At 72.8% G+C, this 17,211-nt stretch carries 13 protein-coding genes; 3 read left to right on the forward strand and 10 right to left on the reverse strand.

Annotated features, from left to right (window positions below; genetic code table 11):
• Nucleotides 1-36: 36 nt before the first annotated feature.
• A complete protein-coding gene (locus ACZ5GH_RS03445) occupies nucleotides 37-1,692 on the reverse strand; it encodes a GMC family oxidoreductase N-terminal domain-containing protein (RefSeq protein ID WP_464333389.1) in 1,656 nt (551 codons plus the stop codon).
• A complete protein-coding gene (locus tag ACZ5GH_RS03450; RefSeq protein ID WP_387747462.1) occupies nucleotides 1,689-2,219 on the reverse strand; it encodes a DUF5987 family protein in 531 nt (176 codons plus the stop codon). The genes ACZ5GH_RS03445 and ACZ5GH_RS03450 overlap by 4 nt, the downstream gene beginning before the upstream one ends.
• A gap of 447 nt (nucleotides 2,220-2,666) precedes the next feature.
• Between ACZ5GH_RS03450 and ACZ5GH_RS03455 the strand changes: the two genes are divergently transcribed.
• Nucleotides 2,667-3,446, forward strand: coding sequence for a helix-turn-helix transcriptional regulator (locus ACZ5GH_RS03455; RefSeq protein ID WP_387747460.1), 780 nt, complete (start codon nucleotides 2,667-2,669; stop codon nucleotides 3,444-3,446).
• Nucleotides 3,447-3,553: 107 nt separating this feature from the next.
• On the opposite strand, the gene ACZ5GH_RS03460 is transcribed toward ACZ5GH_RS03455, so the two are convergent.
• The 3 genes from ACZ5GH_RS03460 to ACZ5GH_RS03470 form a co-directional block, all read right to left on the reverse strand.
• A complete protein-coding gene (locus ACZ5GH_RS03460) occupies nucleotides 3,554-4,912 on the reverse strand; it encodes a cytochrome P450 (protein ID WP_464333390.1) in 1,359 nt (452 codons plus the stop codon).
• Between the two features lie 2 nt (nucleotides 4,913-4,914).
• Nucleotides 4,915-5,889: a DUF1702 family protein gene (locus ACZ5GH_RS03465; protein ID WP_464333391.1), complete on the reverse strand. Its 975-nt coding sequence runs from the start codon at nucleotides 5,887-5,889 to the stop codon at nucleotides 4,915-4,917.
• Between the two features lie 91 nt (nucleotides 5,890-5,980).
• Complete coding sequence (locus ACZ5GH_RS03470) at nucleotides 5,981-6,994, reverse strand: DUF1702 family protein (RefSeq protein ID WP_464333392.1); 1,014 nt, start codon at nucleotides 6,992-6,994, stop codon at nucleotides 5,981-5,983.
• Nucleotides 6,995-7,243: 249 nt separating this feature from the next.
• Here ACZ5GH_RS03470 and ACZ5GH_RS03475 point away from each other — a divergent pair, with 249 nt between their 5' ends.
• A complete protein-coding gene (locus tag ACZ5GH_RS03475; RefSeq protein ID WP_387747454.1) occupies nucleotides 7,244-7,969 on the forward strand; it encodes a maleylpyruvate isomerase family mycothiol-dependent enzyme in 726 nt (241 codons plus the stop codon).
• A 121-nt stretch (nucleotides 7,970-8,090) separates the two neighbouring features.
• On the opposite strand, the gene ACZ5GH_RS03480 is transcribed toward ACZ5GH_RS03475, so the two are convergent.
• The 4 genes from ACZ5GH_RS03480 to ACZ5GH_RS03495 all read right to left on the reverse strand — a co-directional run bounded on the left by ACZ5GH_RS03480 (nucleotide 8,091) and on the right by ACZ5GH_RS03495 (nucleotide 14,142).
• Entirely contained in the window at nucleotides 8,091-9,098 is a 1,008-nt protein-coding gene (locus tag ACZ5GH_RS03480; protein ID WP_464333393.1) for an enediyne biosynthesis protein, read from the reverse strand.
• The gene (locus ACZ5GH_RS03485; protein WP_464336790.1) at nucleotides 9,095-11,023 is read right to left on the reverse strand and encodes a CRTAC1 family protein; all 1,929 of its coding nucleotides are present in this window, start codon (nucleotides 11,021-11,023) and stop codon (nucleotides 9,095-9,097) included. The genes ACZ5GH_RS03480 and ACZ5GH_RS03485 overlap by 4 nt, the downstream gene beginning before the upstream one ends.
• Before the next feature lie 402 nt (nucleotides 11,024-11,425).
• Nucleotides 11,426-12,802, reverse strand: a complete 1,377-nt coding sequence (locus tag ACZ5GH_RS03490) for an FAD-binding oxidoreductase (RefSeq protein WP_387747450.1) — start codon at nucleotides 12,800-12,802, stop codon at nucleotides 11,426-11,428.
• 98 nt (nucleotides 12,803-12,900) lie between these two features.
• Nucleotides 12,901-14,142 (reverse strand): acyl-CoA dehydrogenase family protein, encoded by a 1,242-nt coding sequence (locus ACZ5GH_RS03495; RefSeq protein WP_464333394.1) that lies wholly within the window; start codon nucleotides 14,140-14,142, stop codon nucleotides 12,901-12,903.
• A 181-nt stretch (nucleotides 14,143-14,323) separates the two neighbouring features.
• Here ACZ5GH_RS03495 and ACZ5GH_RS03500 point away from each other — a divergent pair, with 181 nt between their 5' ends.
• Complete coding sequence (locus ACZ5GH_RS03500) at nucleotides 14,324-15,712, forward strand: condensation domain-containing protein (RefSeq protein WP_464333395.1); 1,389 nt, start codon at nucleotides 14,324-14,326, stop codon at nucleotides 15,710-15,712.
• A gap of 58 nt (nucleotides 15,713-15,770) precedes the next feature.
• On the opposite strand, the gene ACZ5GH_RS03505 is transcribed toward ACZ5GH_RS03500, so the two are convergent.
• Nucleotides 15,771-17,108 (reverse strand): extracellular solute-binding protein, encoded by a 1,338-nt coding sequence (locus ACZ5GH_RS03505; protein ID WP_464333396.1) that lies wholly within the window; start codon nucleotides 17,106-17,108, stop codon nucleotides 15,771-15,773.
• Nucleotides 17,109-17,211: the final 103 nt, after the last annotated feature.

The raw sequence follows: 17,211 nt of genomic DNA on the forward strand, positions 1-17,211 counted from the left end.
CCCTCCTCGATGGCTCGATCCGGCGCCGGGTGTCCGCTACCGGCGCATCAGGCCGGGCAGTTGGACCTGCACGCCCCGCCGTCCGCTGGTGCCGCCGTCCGGCGCGGGCGCGCCGTACCTGACGTTCACGCCGCGCTCCTGGGCGGCGGCCACGATGCCGGGGATCGCGCGCTCGGCGAGCGCGGAGATGGTCAGCGCGGGGTTGACCGTCAGCGCCCCCGGGACGGCGGAGCCGTCGGTGACGAAGATGCCCGGGTGGTCGCGCAGCTCCTGCCGGTCGTCGAGCGCCGAGGTCCCCGGGTCGTCGCCGATCCGGCAGGACGCCAGCGGGTGCACGGTGTAGGCGCCCACCAGGTCGTTGGTCCACGGCATCACGCGGGCCAGGCCGTCGCGCTCCAGGATGTCCTTCACGACCGCGTCCGACTCCTCCCAGGCGCGCAGGGTGTTGGCGGTCGGCCGGTAGGAGATCGTCCCGCGCCCGAGCATCTGCTGGGAGATCCGCTGCGCGTTGCCGGTGGCCGGCGGCGGGCCGAAGACGCCCTCGTTGTCGTCCTCGATCATGGTGAAGACGGTCAGCCAGGACTGCCACTGCCGGACCAGTTCCTTCTTCTCCACGCCGAACCAGCTGGGCCCGCTCGCGTCGGGCACCTGGGCCAGGATGGTGCCGAACCCCGGCGGGAAGTAGAGCTGCTCCAGGGAGAACCGGCGGTGCTCCGGCAGCGAGCCGTCGAGGTTGTCCCAGCTGGCCACGACCGGGCCCTTGCCGATCTGGTTGGCCCGGAACGCCCGGCCGTCGGAGCGCTTGAGCCCCAGCAGGTCGCGGGCCCGGTCCTCGTCGACGACGGCCGTGTTGAGGCGCTCCCCGTTGCCGGAGAAGTAGCGGCCCACGGCGTGCGGCATGGTGCCCAGGGTCGCCTCGGAGCGCTGGAGGATCACCGGGGTGGCGCCGGCGCCGGCGGCGAGCACGATGATCTTCGCGTCGATCGTGCCGCTGCCGACGTGCACCCGGTAGTCCTCGTCGTCGACGACCGAGTAGTGCACCCGGTAGCCGCCGTCGTCCGTCCGGGACAGCTGCTGCACCTCGTGCAGCGGCCGGATCTCGGCGCCGTGCGCGAGGGCCGCGGGCAGGTAGTTCAGCAGCAGCGACCGCTTGGCGTCGAAGCGGCAACCGGACATCATCCAGTTGCAGTTGGTGCACTTGGCCCGGTCGATGGCGGCCGGGACGGGGTTGGCGGTGCGTCCCGCGTGCTCGCAGGCGGCGGCGAACAGCCCGCCCGCGTACGTGACGTCGTTCCAGTCCTGCCGGGTGATGGGCAGCGCCTCCTCCACCCGGTCGTACCAGGGGTCGAGGACGTCCCGGTCGATGGCGGTCGGCCACATGCGCCGGCCGATGCTGCCGCGGCGCTCGAAGACGAACCGCGGCGCGCGCGGCATCGCGGCGAAGTACACCACGCTGCCGCCGCCGACGCAGTTGCCGCCGAGCAGGCTCATGCCGTCGCCCACCACGAAGTCGAAGATCCGGGTGTACGAGGAGCCGAGCATGAAGTCGTGGTCGAAGTCGTCCGCCTTGAGCCACGGGCCGCGCTCCAGGATGGTGACCTTCGCGCCGCCGGCCGCCAGGTGGTACGCCGCGATCGCGCCGCCGAAGCCGCTGCCCACGATCAGGACGTCGGTGCTCTCGGTGCTCGTCATGCGGGACTCCCTGAAGACGTGGTGTCCGGGTGGGGATCGGCCAGCTGCTTGCCGTACGAGAAGTCGGGGAACCGCCACAGGCCGTCCTCGTCCGGCTTCATGAAGCCCATCCCGGTGAGGCCCGGGTGGCCCGCCGCGAGCGCGTCCGTGGTGTGCATGTGGGCGGCGGTGTCGAAGGCCATGTTGGCGAACAGCGCCAGCAGGACCCAGAGTTCGCGTTCCTGGTGGTCCTTCCCGGTCAGTGCCTGCACCAGGCTGGTCCGGTCGGCGAACGGCAGGGCGACGAACGGCGGCACCGAGTCGTCGAGCCGCAGGCCGTGCTCGTCCGCGTACGTGGCCGCGTGGCGGTTCAGCGCCTGCTCGTAGTCGTCCAGGGCGTCCGTGAGTCCGGTCGCGGGGGTCTCCAGCAGCTCGATGGCGCCCGCCTGGACGGCGCCGCCGCCGGTCGAGGCCCCGGCCACCGCCCGGTCGTCGGGGGAACGCTTCTCGCCCGGGACGATGGTGTCCGCGAACGCTTCGAGCGTCATGGTCCGGTAATCGTGTCGATCTGAGGTAGGCGAGCCCACCGGCATCTCCTCAGGTTCTTGTCGAAAAGCGGGCCGGCGCGCATCGGCCGATCCCGATTCGCATACGCGACTGTGGCATCGTGCGCGCAATTCGCCCTCGCCTGCATCTCCCGTGTTGCTGAGGGCCACCGGCGGCCGTTCAAACCTGAATTCCGGGACTTCTCACCCGTCGGGCATGCCAGCGGCAAGTGCCACCGAACCATTGCGACTGTCATGTGCCTGCTGCTACGGTCGTCACTTGCTATGGCGGCGACAATTGTCAGCTTCGCCTTTCCGAAGGGGGTCCTCCCTTCGCTTGCCTGGCACGGACGGTCGGTCGGTCACCGCGGCCGCGACTTTCGTTCCCGATCATCGCCAGGATGGAATTTCCGTTCATCCGCAGGTGCAGCGGAGAATCTGGAGCCAAAGATGACATCTGCCATCGAGCAAGCCGTTTCCCGGGCCATCGAGACCATGCACGACAACATCGGTGAGCTGCTGACCATCGACGACATGGCGCAGGCGGCCATGTACAGCAAATTCCACTTCTCCCGGGAATTCCAGCGGATGACCGGGGTCTCGCCGCGGCGGTTCCTCTCCGCCATCCGCCTCGAAACGGCCAAGCGCCTCCTCATCGAAACGTCGTTCACGGTGACCGAGATCAGCCACCGCGTGGGCTACAACAGCGTCGGTACGTTCAGCTCGCGGTTCGCCAGCAGCGTCGGCGTCCCCCCCACCACCTACCGCCAGCTCGGGGGTTTCACTCCCCGGATCGAGGTCGACTTGCGCGGCGTGGCCCGCGGCACGGAGCTCTCCGCCTTCCGCGGCGAGATCCGCGCCCCGATCGCCGGGGACCTCGGCCGGGTCTACGTCGGGCTGTTCCCGACCCGGGTCCCGGAGGGGCGGCCGGCCGCGTGTACCGTCCTCCCCCGCCCCGGGGTCTTCTTATTCGACCAGGTGCCGGCCGGCACCTGGTACCTGCTGGCGCACTCCGTCCCGGCCGCGTTCGACGAGGTGCTGACGGGTGACCGCGAGGTCTCGGTGGGATCGGTCGGACCGGTCGAGGTGCGGCCGGACGTCCCGCTGCTGCCGATCGAACTGCGCCTGCGCCCGGCCCGCGTCCTCGACCCGCCGGTCCTGCTGGCCCTGCTGGACGCCCGGGCGGTGGCGCTGGCCACCGAACGTGCCCTGATCACCGACACCGCCTGATCCGGCGCGGCCGGCACCACGGCGGCCTCCGCACGGAGCCCCCGCGACGGACGTCGCGGGGGCTCTGCCGTGCGGGCTCCGCCGGACGGGACCGGCGGGGCGGTTCCTCAGCCGACGGACCGCACGGTCATCGGCAGGCCGCCGCGCACCCGCAGCGACAGCATCGGCTCGGCCACCACGCGGTAGCCGGGCACCTTGGCCAGCCGGAGGTCGCGGGCGACCATGGCGATCGTGAAGGTCGCCTCCAGCAGCCCGAGGTGGTTGCCGATGCAGAACCGCGGCCCCGCCCCGAACGGGATGTAGGCGTAGCGCGGCCGCTCGGTGGCCCGGTCCCGGTCGAACCGCTCCGGGTCGAACTGCTCCGGGGCGTCCCAGAACCGGGGGTGGCGGTGCAGGGTGTACGGGCAGATCAGGACGTCGGCGCCGGCCGGGACGTGGTACCCGCCGACCTCGTCGTCCGCCTGGGCCTGCCGGGGCAGGATCCACACCGGCGGGTAGAGCCGCATGACCTCCTCCACCACCATCGAGGTGTACCGCAGGCGGTGCAGGTCGTCGAACCCGGGCAGCCGGTCGCCGAGCACCTCGACGGCCTCGGCGTGCAGCCGGTCCATCACCTCGGGGTGCCGGTCGGCCAGGTAGAAGGTCCAGCCGAGGGTGCTCGCCGTGGTCTCGTGGCCGGCCAGCAGCAGGGTGACCAGCTCGTCGCGCATCCGCTGCCGGGCGACCGCGGCGTCGGGCTCCTGGCGGGTGGCGACGATCAGCCGGGACAGCGCGTCGTCGCCCTCGACCTCCCCGCCGTCGCGGGAGACCCGCTCCGCCACCAGCCGGTCGACCACCTTCTGCAGGTCCTGCCGGGCCTTGCGGAAGCGCAGTTGGGTGGACAGCGGCACCCAGCCGGGCACCATGCCCATGGTGACCATGTCGAACATCGCCTGGTCCTGCACGGCCTCGAAGTCGTGCCCGACCGCCTCGAAGGCGCTGAGGTCGACGTCGAGCAGGGTGCGGCCGAGCACCCCGAGGGTCAGCGCCGTCACCTCCTTGACCACGTCGACCGGTCCGCCGCCCTCGTGCGCCCGCAGCCGGCCGACCAGCTTGGCCGCCTCCTCCGCGACGGCGTCGGCCTGTTGGACGATCCGCTTGTGCTGGAAGGCGGGCTGGATCTGCCGGCGCTGCTTGCGCCAGAGCTCGCCCTCGCTGGTCAGCAGGCCGTTGCCGAGGGCGCGCCGGGCCTGGGCCAGCCCGATCCCCTTGTGGTAGCTGGCCGCGTTGTCCGCGAGCACGTGCTTGGCGTGGTCGGGGTGGTTGAAGAAGTAGAGCGTCTTGGGGCCCATGGAGATCCGGACCGCGTCGCCGTACTCCGCGGCGGCGGAGCGCATCATCGAGAGCCGGTCCCCGACCAGCCTGCGCAGCAGGACGGGGGCGGCCCGGCGCGGCGGGCCCGGCGGCACCCGGTGGCCGGCGGCCACGGCTAGCACCCCCCGACGGCGGGGAAGCGGTCGGCGATGGCCTGGCGCCACACCTCGTACGCGGGAAGCGCGCCCGGCACCGGCCCGGCCGGCCGCACCTCCTGGGTCACCGCGGCCGCCTGGGCGGACGACATGCCGCAGAAGACGCGGGTGGCCAGCTCGGTGTGCGGCACCAGCAGCCCGGCCCGGATCCGGGCCTCCGCGGCGAACGCGCTGCCCTGGGCGACCATCGCCCGGTGGTCGCCGGCCCGCTCCCGGAACGCGCACAGTTCGGCCTCGCCCACGCCCCCGGCGTAGGTGGCCGCGAGGCCGGCCCCGCCGTAGAGGTCGGACCACCGGGACTCCGGGAACTTCTCGATCATGGTCGCGACCAGGTCCGCGTCGGTGCCGCCGACGAACCACAGGGCCCGGCCGATGCCCTGGTCGATGGCGCGGCCCGCGTACGACGGGTGGTCGTGCGCCGGCCAGGGGAACGCCGGGTCCCGGTACTGCTGGTGGACGTACCGGTCGGTGCGGAAGTAGGCCTGGTGGAAGCCGTACCCGTCGAGCACCAGCCAGCGCAGCAGCGGGTCGAGCGCGTCGATGTCGGGCCAGCGGAACCTCGGCAGCCGGGCCATCGCCCAGCCGATCCCGACGTAGACCATGTAGACGTGGTCGGCGCCCCGGCCGGCGAGGAAGCGGGCCACCGAGTCGCGGCCGGTCAGCCGCAGCCCGTCGAGCATGGCGAAGCCCATTCCGGCGCCCTCGTAGGCGAAGCCGCGGAACCGGACCGGGATCTCCTCCAGCGGGTGTTCCGCCTCCGCCGGGTTCCGGGCCTCCACGGCGTGGGCGTAGCCCTCCAGGAAGCGCGCGCCGACCGTCTCCAGGATTTCCTGGGCGGCCGGCGACTTCCGGTGGAAACCACGCGTCTCCAATAGCGTTTCAGAGGTGTTCGGGGTGAGAATTCGACGTCGGAGCGTCCGCCATGCACTGGCCACGCCATACTCCTCTCAGGTTCTCCCGCGAGGCGGCCGATCCGCCCCGCGGCTGGGTTCGCACCCGTCCGGCCCGGGCCCTGCGCGCGGGCGCTCAGCGTGTCCGGGCCGTCGGGAGCGGCGCGGGCCCGCCGTCCCCGAAGTGCGCGCGCACGTTCGCCCGCCACAGCTCGTACGGGGGCGTCCCGCCGGCGGCGCCCGGGGCGGGACCGTCCACCGCGCAGTCGTCGGCGAGCTTCGCGGCCGCCTCCACCGACAGGCCGGTCAGGCTCGTCGAGGCCACCTCGGAGTGCGCGGGGACGAAGCCCGCGTACGCGCGCGCCTTGGCGGCGAACACCGACCCCTGGGCGAGCTCCGCCCGGTGCGGTCCCGCCGTGTCGGCCAGCCCGGCCAGGCCCTCGGCCGTGCCGCCCCCGGCGAAGGTCGCGGCCAGTCCCACGCCGCTCCACAGGTCGCCCTGCCGGTCCGCGCCGAACTTCCGTACCGCGGCCGCGACATGGGTCGGCGATCCGCCGTGGATGAACCACAGCGCCCGTCCGACGCCCTGGTCGACCGCCCGCTGGAAGTAGCCGGGCGCGCCCTGCCACGGGTACGGCTTCGGCCGGCGCTGCTCGTCCACCCAGCGCCGGGTGTGGAAGTAGGCGAGGTCGAAGCCGTAGCCGTCGACGGCCAGCCAGCTCATCGTCGGGTGGTAGGGCGTCCCGGTGAGGTCCGGCAGCACCTTGCGCCACAGCGACCTCGGCAGCCGCGCCATCGCGAAGCCGATGCCGATGTACGCCAGGAAGATGTGCGGCTGCCCGGGCCCGGCCAGCAGGTCGCGGGTGCGGTGGCCGCCGCCCGTCGCGTCCAGGACGGTGAAGGCCATCGTGGCTCCCTCGTACGCGAATCCGCGCTGTTCCGGCTCGACCAGGCCGAGCCTGCGCTCGACCTCCCACTGGCTCCGGGCGTCGATCCCCCACTCGAAGCCGCAGACCACCGCCTGGGGCACCGCCTCCAGCCGTTCGGTGGCCTCCGTCGGCGTCACCGGGAAGCCGCGCCCGGCGAAGGTCACCGAGGCCAGTGACGGTGTCAGTACCAGCCGGCGCAGCGATCCGAAGGTCGTCGGCACGATGCCTCCCATGCTCACGTCCAGAAATCCACGGTCCCCCCATGGTCCTGACGTCCTGTCACGGTCCGCATCTCCGCGGTTGCGTTCCTGGCCCCGCCCGGCCCGCGGGCATCTTCGGACGTGCTCCGCCCGCCTGCGCCGGCCTTCCCGCGGGGCCCCGGCACCACAATGGAACCGGCCCGCGCGAGACCGGAGTTCCGGCGTCGCCGGTCCGTCCCGTCACGGCCGTCCAACCGAAGGAGAGCCCGTATGAGCACGTACCAGCGCAACGCCGAGGCCACGTCCGGGTCGCTCTGGGAGCGGGTGCCCGACCACCTCGCCTACCGCGGTTCCCGGGAGTACATCACCGGATTGGTGGAGCGCCCCGGGGTGGCCGGCGTTCCGGTGCCCGCCTGCCCGGGGTGGACCGTCCTGGACGTGGTCGGCCATCTGCTGGAGGTCTGCCGGACGGTGGCCGCCGACGCGCCCGGCAACCTGTGGGAGGTCCCGCACGACGGCTCCGGCGACGGCCTCGCCGGCCTGCTCGCCGAGTGGGCGCGGCTGGACGGCCCGGTGGAGCGGGTGGTCACGGAGTCCCCGCAGCTGCGGCACACCATGCTGATGATGGACGCGTTCACCCACGAGCTCGACATCCGGGGCGCGCTGGGGGTGCCGGTGGTGCCGGAACACCCCTCCTACCCCTCGTCGTTGGACCTGGTGGTCCGGGGCTTCTCCGCCGCGGTGCGCACCCTGGGCCTTCCGGCGCTGCGGATCGAGACGCCGGGCGCCGAGTGGCTGGCCGGCGACGGCGAGCCGGCCGCCGTGCTGCGCGGGCACCGGCACGACCTGCTGCGGTCGCTCACCGGCCGGCGGTCGCTCGGCCAGATCGCCGAACTGGCCTGGAGCGCCGCGCCCGGGCCCTGGCTGCCGGCGTTCACCTGGGGGCCGTTCCACCCGCCGGCGAAGCCCGTCGAGGCGGTGCTCGCCGAGCGGTAGGCGGCCGGCCCGCCCTTCCGGCGGAACGGCGAACGGCGCTGTGGCGCTGCCCGGTCGGGCAGCGCCACAGCGCCGTTCGCGGTGTCACCCGCGGTGGTTCAGCGGTGTCACCAGCGGTGGTTCAGGCCGCGACCGCGCCGATCTGCTGCGGCTGCGCGGCCGTCCCGTCCGCGGCGCCCGCGCCGGCGGCGGCCGCCTGCCGGGACCGCTGGAGCAGGTGGGCGACCCACCAGCCGATCCCGCGCAGGGCGCAGACGATCGTGGTGGCGTAGAACAGGGTGTAGACGACGTTGAACACCATCAGGACGCCGTAGACCATGGCGACCGAGGAGCCGAACATGAACTGGGCGCGGGCCTTCATCGGCGTCGTCCCCGGGTCGCTGATCATGTAGTTGGTGAACAGCACGAAGGCGACGCCGGTCATCGCGCCGAGCGCGGAGAACAGCGCGACGTCCCAGATCCAGTGCCGGACGAACGCCTGGATGGCGAACGCGCCGAGCCAGCCGACGATCAGCGGGGTCCGCTTGGTGAGCAGCGCGTTGATCACCGTGCCCGCGGTGGCGATGATCAGCGGGATCATGACGCGGAAGAAGGTGTTCGCGTTCTCGGTGAACTGGTACGGCGGCGAGATGCTGAACCAGGAGCCGAAGCACAGCAGCGACATGGTGATCCCGAAGTTGGACGGGTTCATGTAGTGCCGCATCCGGCCGGCGATCGGCGCCTGCAGGGCGTGCTTGCCGCCGACGCCGATGACCACCCCGAAGAACAGCGGCAGCAGCTGGTTGTTGCCGTACGTCAGCATGTTGACCGCGAGCGCCGTGATGTGCGCCGGCAGCAGGAACTCGTAGAGCCCCCGGCCCCCGTTGCCGCGGAAGCGCGGCGCGCGGCGCTGGGCCCAGGCGCTGATCAGCTCGAAGCCGAGCTCACAGGCGTAGGCGGTGAACACCGCGATGAACGGCCACAGCCAGGGCTGTTCGAAGCCGAGCAGGGTGTAGCCGAAGGTGTTGAACACGCTGATGGAGATCGCGAAGTTCCGCAGGGCGAGGTAGCGGGGGTCCTTGGCCTTCGCGGGGGCGGCCGGCGCGGCCGCCGGGGCGCCGCCGGGCTGGGCTTGCGCGGTCGCGCTCATCGGTTCGGGACCTCCTGGACGTCACTGGTCAGCATCAGGGAGTGGGTGCCGGGGGTGATCTCCTGGGTCTTCTCGTGCAGCCCGCCGGCGGCGTCCCGCCAGGTCAGCTTGACGGTGACCGGGCCCTGGTGGGAGCCGAGGCCGAAGCGCACGTCGAAGCTGCGGTAGCCGCCGTGGCCGCCGCCGCCGTCGAGCTGGGAGATCTGGTTGCCGTCCGGGGTCATGACGCACACGGTGGCGCCGTACGCCGGGGCCCCGGTGTTCACCAGGCCCTGGCCCGCTCCGCCCTCGGCGGTCGGCCGGTAGAGCCGCAGGTTCAGCTGGTTGCCGAGGTTCGGCGAGGTGTTGGCGTAGAAGGCGGGCGGCCCCCACTGGCGGGCGACGGCGAAGTCCAGCTTGCCGGTGCCGGTGGTGTCGCCGGTGGCCAGGCCGCGGGTCGGGGTCGGCACGTCGATGCCCAGCTCGGAGCTGATGTTGACGTACGGGCCGCCGGGGGTCTTGGCGTAGAAGGCGATGGCCTCGTCGCCGGCGATGTCGTCGCCCGGCTGGACGTTGGGCCACATCGCGGGGTTGGAGAGCAGGTCGTCGTTGGTCATGGCCATCTCCTGCAGCCACGGCCAGCGGTTGATCTTGCCCTTCACGAAGCCGGTCGCCTGGAGGACGTTGAGCTCGCCGCTGTTGAGGAAGTCGCCCATCTTGGCGTCCCAGCCCCAGCCGCTCCAGGCCATCCCGTGCTCCTGGGCCTCCTGCTTGAACGGCGCGATGCCGGCGGCGAGTTTGGCCCGCATGTCGGCCTCGTCCTTGGACTTGTTGATCCAGACGAAGTTGCTCTCCTCCAGGCCCCAGGCGACGGCGATGTTGCTGACCATCATGTCGAACTTGCCGTCGCGGCCGAGGTCGCCGAAGTCGACGCCCATGCCCTTGAAGGAGCCGTTGCCGAGCACGAAGGACTTGGGCGTGGTCGGGGTGCGCTCGCCCTTGGCCTCGGTGAGCTCGATGTGCCCGGGCGTCGACCGGTTGTACAGCAGGTGCCCGTGGCCGAAGTCGTTGGCGATGTACAGCTCGGGCAGCCCGTCACCGGTCAGGTCGGCGCCGGAGATGGCGAGCGTCCACCCGGTGGACGCGTCGTAGGGGATGGCGCCCTTCTCCTCCACGTAGGACACCGTGGGCTCGGGGCCCGAGGTGCTCTGCTGCCAGCGCAGGACGTGGTCGCCGCCGGCGTTCTTGGCGCTGGACAGCGAGTCGTTCATCTCGACGTTGTTCAGACCGTTCGGGTCGAGCACGTCGGAGTCGGGGAAGTAGTTGCCGATCACGATCGACGGGTGTCCGCTGCCGTCGAGGTCGCCGACGTAGTCCGCGTCGGTGTTCCAGCGCGGGCCGTGGTACCTCCCGTCCAGCGACTCCGAGGGGATCAGCTCCCGGGGCACGTAGGCGCTCGGGGACACGGTCGTGGCGTCCGACTTCGCCATGAACAGGATCGGCGTCCGGCCCCAGTACGTCACCAGGAGGTCCATCCGGCCGTCCGCGTTGAAGTCCCCGGGGGTGCAGGCGGTGGGCGCCATGGCCTCGTCCATCGGCAGCGGCTTGCCGTCCAGCACGAAGGGCGTGAACCGGTCGGCCTCCCGGGCGGTCGGCGTGTACGTCACGATCACGCTGTCGGTCCTGGTGTCGACGATGCACATGCTGTCGGCGACACCGTGCCCGGTGAGGTCGTTGATGGCGATGCTGGCCCCGACCGAGGAGATCCACGAACGGATCTTCTGGTAGGCCGGGTTGACGTTCCGGACGGTCTTCATCGGCCGCTGGTCGTAGTCGGGCGGCATCGCGATGGGCATCTCCTTGAAGCCGTACTTCTTCGCGACGTCCTCCGCGCCGGCCACCGCGACCGAGCTCCTCGCCGCGAAGAACAGCGAGGCGGCCACCATGATCACCACCAGGCCCGGTACCAGTCTGCGGAATCGTTCACGGTTTGACACCGAATTCCCCTCTCAGCAGATCGCGTACGACCCTGCTCTCGCATCGAGTGCACGACGCGGCCGACTCCTGCGGGCCGGAAAAGGCCCGGGGTCCGGAATCCGCGTTCCCGGAATGCGACGGTGAATCCCACTTCACGCGCAGGTCTACTGCACGAGCATGAACTCCGCGCGCTGACCAAGGCATCTCTCACATTGCTCACCGACCCGCCCCGGCTTTTACCGGGAATTGGCCGGCGGAGGAATCCCGCCGTTCGGCCGGCCGGACACGCCGAAGCGCCCTCCGGAGGTACGCGGAGGGCGCTTCGGCGGGTGCGTGCGGTGTCGCCGGCGGTCGGTTCCCGCCGGCGCGGGTCAGTAGCGGGCGGAGGCCCCCGGCGGCACGTCGTGGCGCATCCACCCCGACGGGTCCACCCGGCGGCGCACCCGGTCCACCCGCTCGACGGCGGCCGCGGACAGGTGCCGCTGCGGTTGCTCCAGGCGCTCGACCAGGGTCGGCGCGGTCCGGCCGGTGTCCCAGGGCGCCAGGGCGGAGCGGACCTCGGCGCAGTGCGCCCGGACCGCCGCCGCCGAGGCCTGGTCGACCGCCAGGCCGCCCGCCGTGAACGCGAAGGCGGCGTCGAGGTGGCTCAGCGCCCCGCCGTTCGGATCGGGCACCGCGAGCGCCCCGCCCAGCTGCCGCAGTTCGGCGTTGACCAGCGGCGAGCCCGAGCCCTCGCCGAGCACCTTGAGGAACGTCTCGGCGCCGTCCGCGCCCAGTGCGGAGAGCAGTTGGTGGTCCCCGAGCACCGGCACCGGGTCGGTCGGGTCCATGTGGGTGCCGACCACGGCCGACGGGGTGGTGGTGCACCAGGTGTCCAGCACCGGCCCGGCGACCGCCCGGAACCGGCCGAGCAGGTCCGCGGCCCGGCGTTCGGCCGTCGCCAGGCCGTCCTCGGTCGGGCTGAGCACCACGCCGGCCAGGCACACCACCGGGCCGCCGGTCAGCTCCGGCGGGATGCCGGGCACGGCCGGCAGGTTCATCACCCGGAACACGGTGGTGACGGCCTCGGGCGCGTCCCCGGTCCAGTCCAGCCAGCGCGACAGCAGCTCGGGGCCGTGCGACGCGGGCCAGAAGGCCGCGCCGGTGACCACCCGGGCCGCCGGGAAGAGCCCGACCTCGATCGCGGTGACGACGCCGAGTCCGCCGCCGCCCCCGCGCAGCGCCCAGAACAGCTCCGGGTCCTCACTCGCCGAGACCCGGCGGAACTCGCCGTCCGGGGTGACGAGTTCGACCGCCCGGACGCTGTTCACGGCGAGCCCGGCCCGGCGGCCGTAGAAGCTGATCCCGCCGCGCAGCAGGAAGCCGACCACCCCGACCGTGGGCGAGGTGCCGTGCGGCGCGGCCAGCCCGTGCGCGGCGGCGGCCTCGACCACCTCGCCCCAGCGCGCGCCGGCCGGGACCCGGGCGGTGCGGGCCACCGGGTCGACCACCACCGGGCCGTCGGGCTCGGTGCGGATCAGCAGGCTGTCGTCCATCGGGCGGGCCGAGGAGGCGGCGTGCCCGGTGGTGTGCACCCGGACCCACCGCCCCTCGTGCCGGGCGTGGCGCAGCGCCGCCCGGACCTGCTCGACGGTGCGGACCGTCACCGCCGCCGCGGGCCGGACCGGGGCGGCCAGGTTGAACACGGCGGTCGCGGCGGCGTAGCCGGGCTCCCCGGGCAGCGCGACGGCCTGCTCGGTCTCGGTCATGACGGGAACTCCTCGGGTCGACGGGCTGCTCGGCTGACGGGTTCGGCGGACTGCTCGACGGGCCGCCTGACGGACTGCGTGACGGGCTGCTCGACGCGCTACTTGACACCGAACCGGGCGCGGGCGAGCTCCCGGGTGGTCACCGCGGACAGGAAGACGCCGATCCCGGAGTGGCTGTGCAGGGTGGACAGGTCGCGCCAGACCCGCTCGATCCGCTCGCCGTGCCGCACCGAGCTGGAACCCGCCGTCGGGAACAGCTGCCCCTCCACGGCGTGCCAGCACAGCCGGATCACCTCGCGGCAGATGGTGGCCAGGCGCAGGTCGTGCTCCCGGGTGAAGGCGCCCGGCCCCCGGGCGCACAGCTCCTGCCACTGGGTGACCGCCTGCCGCACGGCCGCCTCGGCGGTGGCGATCATGCCGGCCGCCTCGCCGTACCAGAACTGGTAGTCCGGGTCCTCGGCGCGGGTGACCACGGGCGGGAACAGCGTCGTGCGGGAGACCATCAGCTCCCCGTAGGCGTCCAGCGCGCCCTGGGCCATGCCCACGGCGAGCGAGGCGACCTCCAGCACCATGAAGCTGAGCGAGCCGCCGCCGTACTCCGGGTTGCCGTGCAGCCGGTAGCCGGGCGTGCCCCCGTCGACGAGGACCTCGCTCATGTGGGTCCGCGGCAAGGCCAGGTGGTCCGGGACCCGGCCGTCCTCGATCACGATGCTGTGCGAGCCGCTGCCCTTGAGGCCCAGCTGGCCGCCCCAGTCGTCGAGCCGGCGGAACTGCTCGCGCGGGGCGACGAAGAGCATCGGCGCCGGCGGTTCGCCGTCCTCGCCGGGCATCGGCACGTGTCCCATGAAGTGGGTCGCGTACGGCGAGCCGGAGCAGTAGTTCCAGGTGCCGTCGATCCGCCAGCCGCCGTCCCCGTCCCGCTCCGCCGTGCCGTTCGGGACGATGGTGGCCGGGCAGATGAAGTCGCCGCCGGCGAACAGCTCGGCCTGCGCGCGCTCGCCGAACAGCGAGGCCGCGGGCAGGGCGTGGGTGGCGCCGAGGCAGTACATCCAGCCGGTCGACGGGCAGCCGCGGGCCAGCGTCGTCGCCACCCGCAGGAACGTGTCGATGCCGAACTCGTAGCCGCCGTACCGTTTCGGGACGAGGATCCGGTAGAAGCCGGCCCGGGCGAACGCCTCGTGGGTGTCCTGGGCGTAGTAGGTACGCTGTTCGGTCTCGGCCTGCCGGGGCACCAGGAGCGGCGCGATGGCCTCGGCCCTGGCGATGATCTCCTCGGGTGTCAGACCGGGCTCGGGCGGCTGCGGCGAGCCGGACCCTGCGGCATTCGTGGCGACCGTCATGTGCGCGCGGCTCCTCTGCGGTTCGAGCGGGCTTTCCCGCGGGACTTTCCCGGCCAGCGTCGCGCGCGGACCGGCCGGGCCGCATCTCCCTGATTGCCAGCACGATCGAAGAACCGCGGCGGCGGGGCGGTTGCTACGGTTCCGGGGCGAATTCGCCCCGGAACCAGTGAGAGGAATTCCCATGAGCCTCGATGGAAAGCCGCAGTCGGACGCACCGGTGGGCAGGACGCCGCTCTCGTTCAACCAGGAATTCCTCTGCGGCTTCGACCGCGGCGACGACGAGGGGCCGTTCGGGCCGCGGTTCCACATCGTGCACGGCTGGCGGCTGCGCGGGAAGGTCGACGCCGCGACGCTGCAACTGGCCCTGGACGACGTGGTGGTGCGGCACGAGGCGCTGCGGACCGCGATCGTCCGGGGCGAGGGCGAGCGCTACCAGGAGGTCCACCCGCCCACCCCGGTCCGGCTGGAGCTGCGGGAGCTGCCCGGAGCGGATCCGGCGGCGCGCGAGCAGGCGGTCGAGGACCTGATCACCGAGGTCGAGTCGGGCACCATCAGCGCGCGCGAACTCCCGCTGCTGAAGGCCACCCTGCTCCGCTTCGACGAGGACGACGCGGTCCTGGCGCTGGTCGTGCACCACACCGCGGCGGACGGCTGGTCGGTCCGGCTGATCATCCGCGACCTCGCCGTCCGCTACGCCGAGCGCCGCGGGCACCGGCAGCCCGACCTGCCCGACGCCCTGCCGTACCGCGAGTTCTCCGCCTGGCAGCGGGAGTACGCGGCGGACCCGGCGCTGGAGGAGTCGCGCGCGTTCTGGCGGGAGCGGCTGGCCGGCGCCCGGATCCTCTCGGTGCCCACCGACCGGCCGAAGTCCTCCGGCCTGCCGGAGGCCACCGCCGTCCACCGCTTCACCGTCGACGCCGAGTTGACCGCCCGGGCGGTGGAGATCGGCCGCGCGCTGCGCAGCACGCCGTTCATGGTGCTGCTGGGCGCGTTCGCGGTGATGGTCGCGCGGTCCACCGGGACCACCCGGGTGGTGGTGCCGACCTTCTCGCCGGGCCGCGGCGAGGACCGCTTCCACCACACCGTCGGGCCGTTCTTCAACTTCCTCCCGCTGTGCACCGAGCTGGCCGGGTCCCGCGACTTCGCCGAGGTGGTCTCCCGGATCCGCACCACCAGCCTGGAGGCGTACGCCCACGACATCCCGTTCGGGCAGATCCTCGCGCAGGCACCGGAGTTGATGCTGCCGACGCTGGAGGACGGGCGGGCGGCCTGCGTCTTCCAGGTGTTCCCGTTCCCGTTCCTGCTGGACGGCGAGCTGATCGGGGACCTGGAGTACACCGAGGTGCGCCGCCGGCTCACCTCGCAGCCGGTCGGCTCCGACGTGCCCAACGGCGCGCTGTGGACGCTCAACCTCGACCCGGCCGGCGACGTGGTGGCCGGCATCCAGTACAACAGCAACCTGTACGACGAGAGCTCGGTGGCGGAGCAGGTGGACCGCTTCCGCGAGGTGCTGCGGGAGCTGGTCGGCGCGCCGGACGCGCCCCTGGACCTCCGCCCCGAGCGCTCCTGAGCCCGGGGACCGGGTCCGACGGCCGCCGCCGGGCGGGGCCGTCGGACCCGGTCCGTTCTCAGCCGACCCTGATCGGGCCGCGCGGGCGCAGGCCCCGGCAGGCGTCGTTGTAGTGGTCCAGCAGCCGCTGGGCCTCCGCGTTGGCCCGGGCGAAGCGGACCCGCGGGTCCACGTCGGTGACCAGGACGTCGTGCATGGCGGTGGTCAGGACGTCCTGGATCCCGGCGAACTCCCCGAGCAGCGCGCCCCGGGCGGCCGGCGAGCCGGAGTTGGCGGCGAGCTGGTCCAGCGCCGTGCGGAAGTGCGGGTTGCGCCGGAACCAGCCCTCCTGCTCCAGCAGGTCGATCGCCCCGCCGGTGACCGGGATGAACCCGGTCTCCCGGTGCCGCTCGGCGGCGGTCCGCGGGGTGTTCAGGTACTGCATGAAGGCCAGGGCGCCGTCCTGGGTCCGCTGGTCCAGGCCGGCGGCCAGCCAGAGCGCGTCCCCGCCGATCACGTTGCCCGCGTACGGCACCCGGTCGTTGTACGGCATCCGGCAGGCCCGCACCTCGAACCCGCCGTCCCGGCCGGCCTGGGCCATCCGGGCCGCCTCGACCGAGGTGGTGAGGGTGAAGGCGACCTCCTGGTCGGCGAAGGCGCGGAAGTTGCCGTCCCAGTCGACCTCGGTGTTCACCCGGCTCGGGTGGTAGCGGTACAGGCCCGCCCGGTGCAGCCCCCGCCACCACTCGACGTAGGCCAGCATCGCGTCCGAGTCGAGGTACAGCCGCTCGGCGCGGCCGGACCGGCCGTTGTCCTGGTCGGCGAGCAGGGCGCCCTGCTGGGCCACCGACTGCTGGAACCACCAGCCGTGGTTGGGCCAGGTGATCGCGTGGGCCGGCCCGACCGGGAGCGCGGCGACGGCCCGGCAGGCCGCCTCGATCCCGGCCCAGGTCTGCGGGACCTCGGTGATCCCGGCCCGCTCCAGCAGGGTGGTGTTGGCGTAGAGCAGCGTGGTCGAGGTGAGCGGCGGCATGGCCGCCACCGCGCCGTCGTAGGTGTAGTAGTGCCGGGCGGCGGGCGCGACGTCGCCGAGCACGACCGGCTCGCCGAGGATCTCGGTGCGGCCCGCGATCGCCCGCTCGACGGAGGTGAACAGCGGTGACCCGTCGGGCCGTCGGGCGTCGAGGGCGTCCCGGGTCGAGGTGTAGAAGTACTGCGCGATGGTCGGCGCCTCCCCCTTGCCGACGGCGTCGTGCACCGCCTGGGGCACCGACAGCCAGTCCGCGCCGGTGACCCGGATCCGGTACTCGGGGTGGTTGGCCGTGAACTTCTCCGCCAACTCCCGTGTCCGGTCGAGAAAGTACGGCATGAACGGATAGAGCGGGACCACGATGTCGATGTCGGTTCGCTGGCTCATTCCGGAGTCCTTCCTGCACAGGCCGGGCGATTCAGATGCTCATGCTCCGGGGGCGGCCGGACCGGGGCATCTCCGCAAGTGCTGAGTCCGGCGGGCCTGACCG

The organism is Kitasatospora sp. Xyl93 (assembly GCF_055383135.1).

Bases quoted from the DNA above. Each gene is read 5' to 3' on its own strand.
- ACZ5GH_RS03445 (WP_464333389.1), bottom strand. From the start codon at position 1,692: ATGACGAGCACCGAGAGCACCGACGTCCTGATCGTGGGCAGCGGCTTC.
- ACZ5GH_RS03450 (WP_387747462.1), bottom strand. From the start codon at position 2,219: ATGACGCTCGAAGCGTTCGCGGACACCATCGTCCCGGGCGAGAAGCGT.
- ACZ5GH_RS03455 (WP_387747460.1), top strand. From the start codon at position 2,667: ATGACATCTGCCATCGAGCAAGCCGTTTCCCGGGCCATCGAGACCATG.
- ACZ5GH_RS03475 (WP_387747454.1), top strand. From the start codon at position 7,244: ATGAGCACGTACCAGCGCAACGCCGAGGCCACGTCCGGGTCGCTCTGG.
- ACZ5GH_RS03480 (WP_464333393.1), bottom strand. From the start codon at position 9,098: ATGAGCGCGACCGCGCAAGCCCAGCCCGGCGGCGCCCCGGCGGCCGCG.
- ACZ5GH_RS03485 (WP_464336790.1), bottom strand. From the start codon at position 11,023: ATGGTGGCCGCCTCGCTGTTCTTCGCGGCGAGGAGCTCGGTCGCGGTG.
- ACZ5GH_RS03490 (WP_387747450.1), bottom strand. From the start codon at position 12,802: ATGACCGAGACCGAGCAGGCCGTCGCGCTGCCCGGGGAGCCCGGCTAC.
- ACZ5GH_RS03495 (WP_464333394.1), bottom strand. From the start codon at position 14,142: ATGACGGTCGCCACGAATGCCGCAGGGTCCGGCTCGCCGCAGCCGCCC.
- ACZ5GH_RS03500 (WP_464333395.1), top strand. From the start codon at position 14,324: ATGAGCCTCGATGGAAAGCCGCAGTCGGACGCACCGGTGGGCAGGACG.
- ACZ5GH_RS03505 (WP_464333396.1), bottom strand. From the start codon at position 17,108: ATGAGCCAGCGAACCGACATCGACATCGTGGTCCCGCTCTATCCGTTC.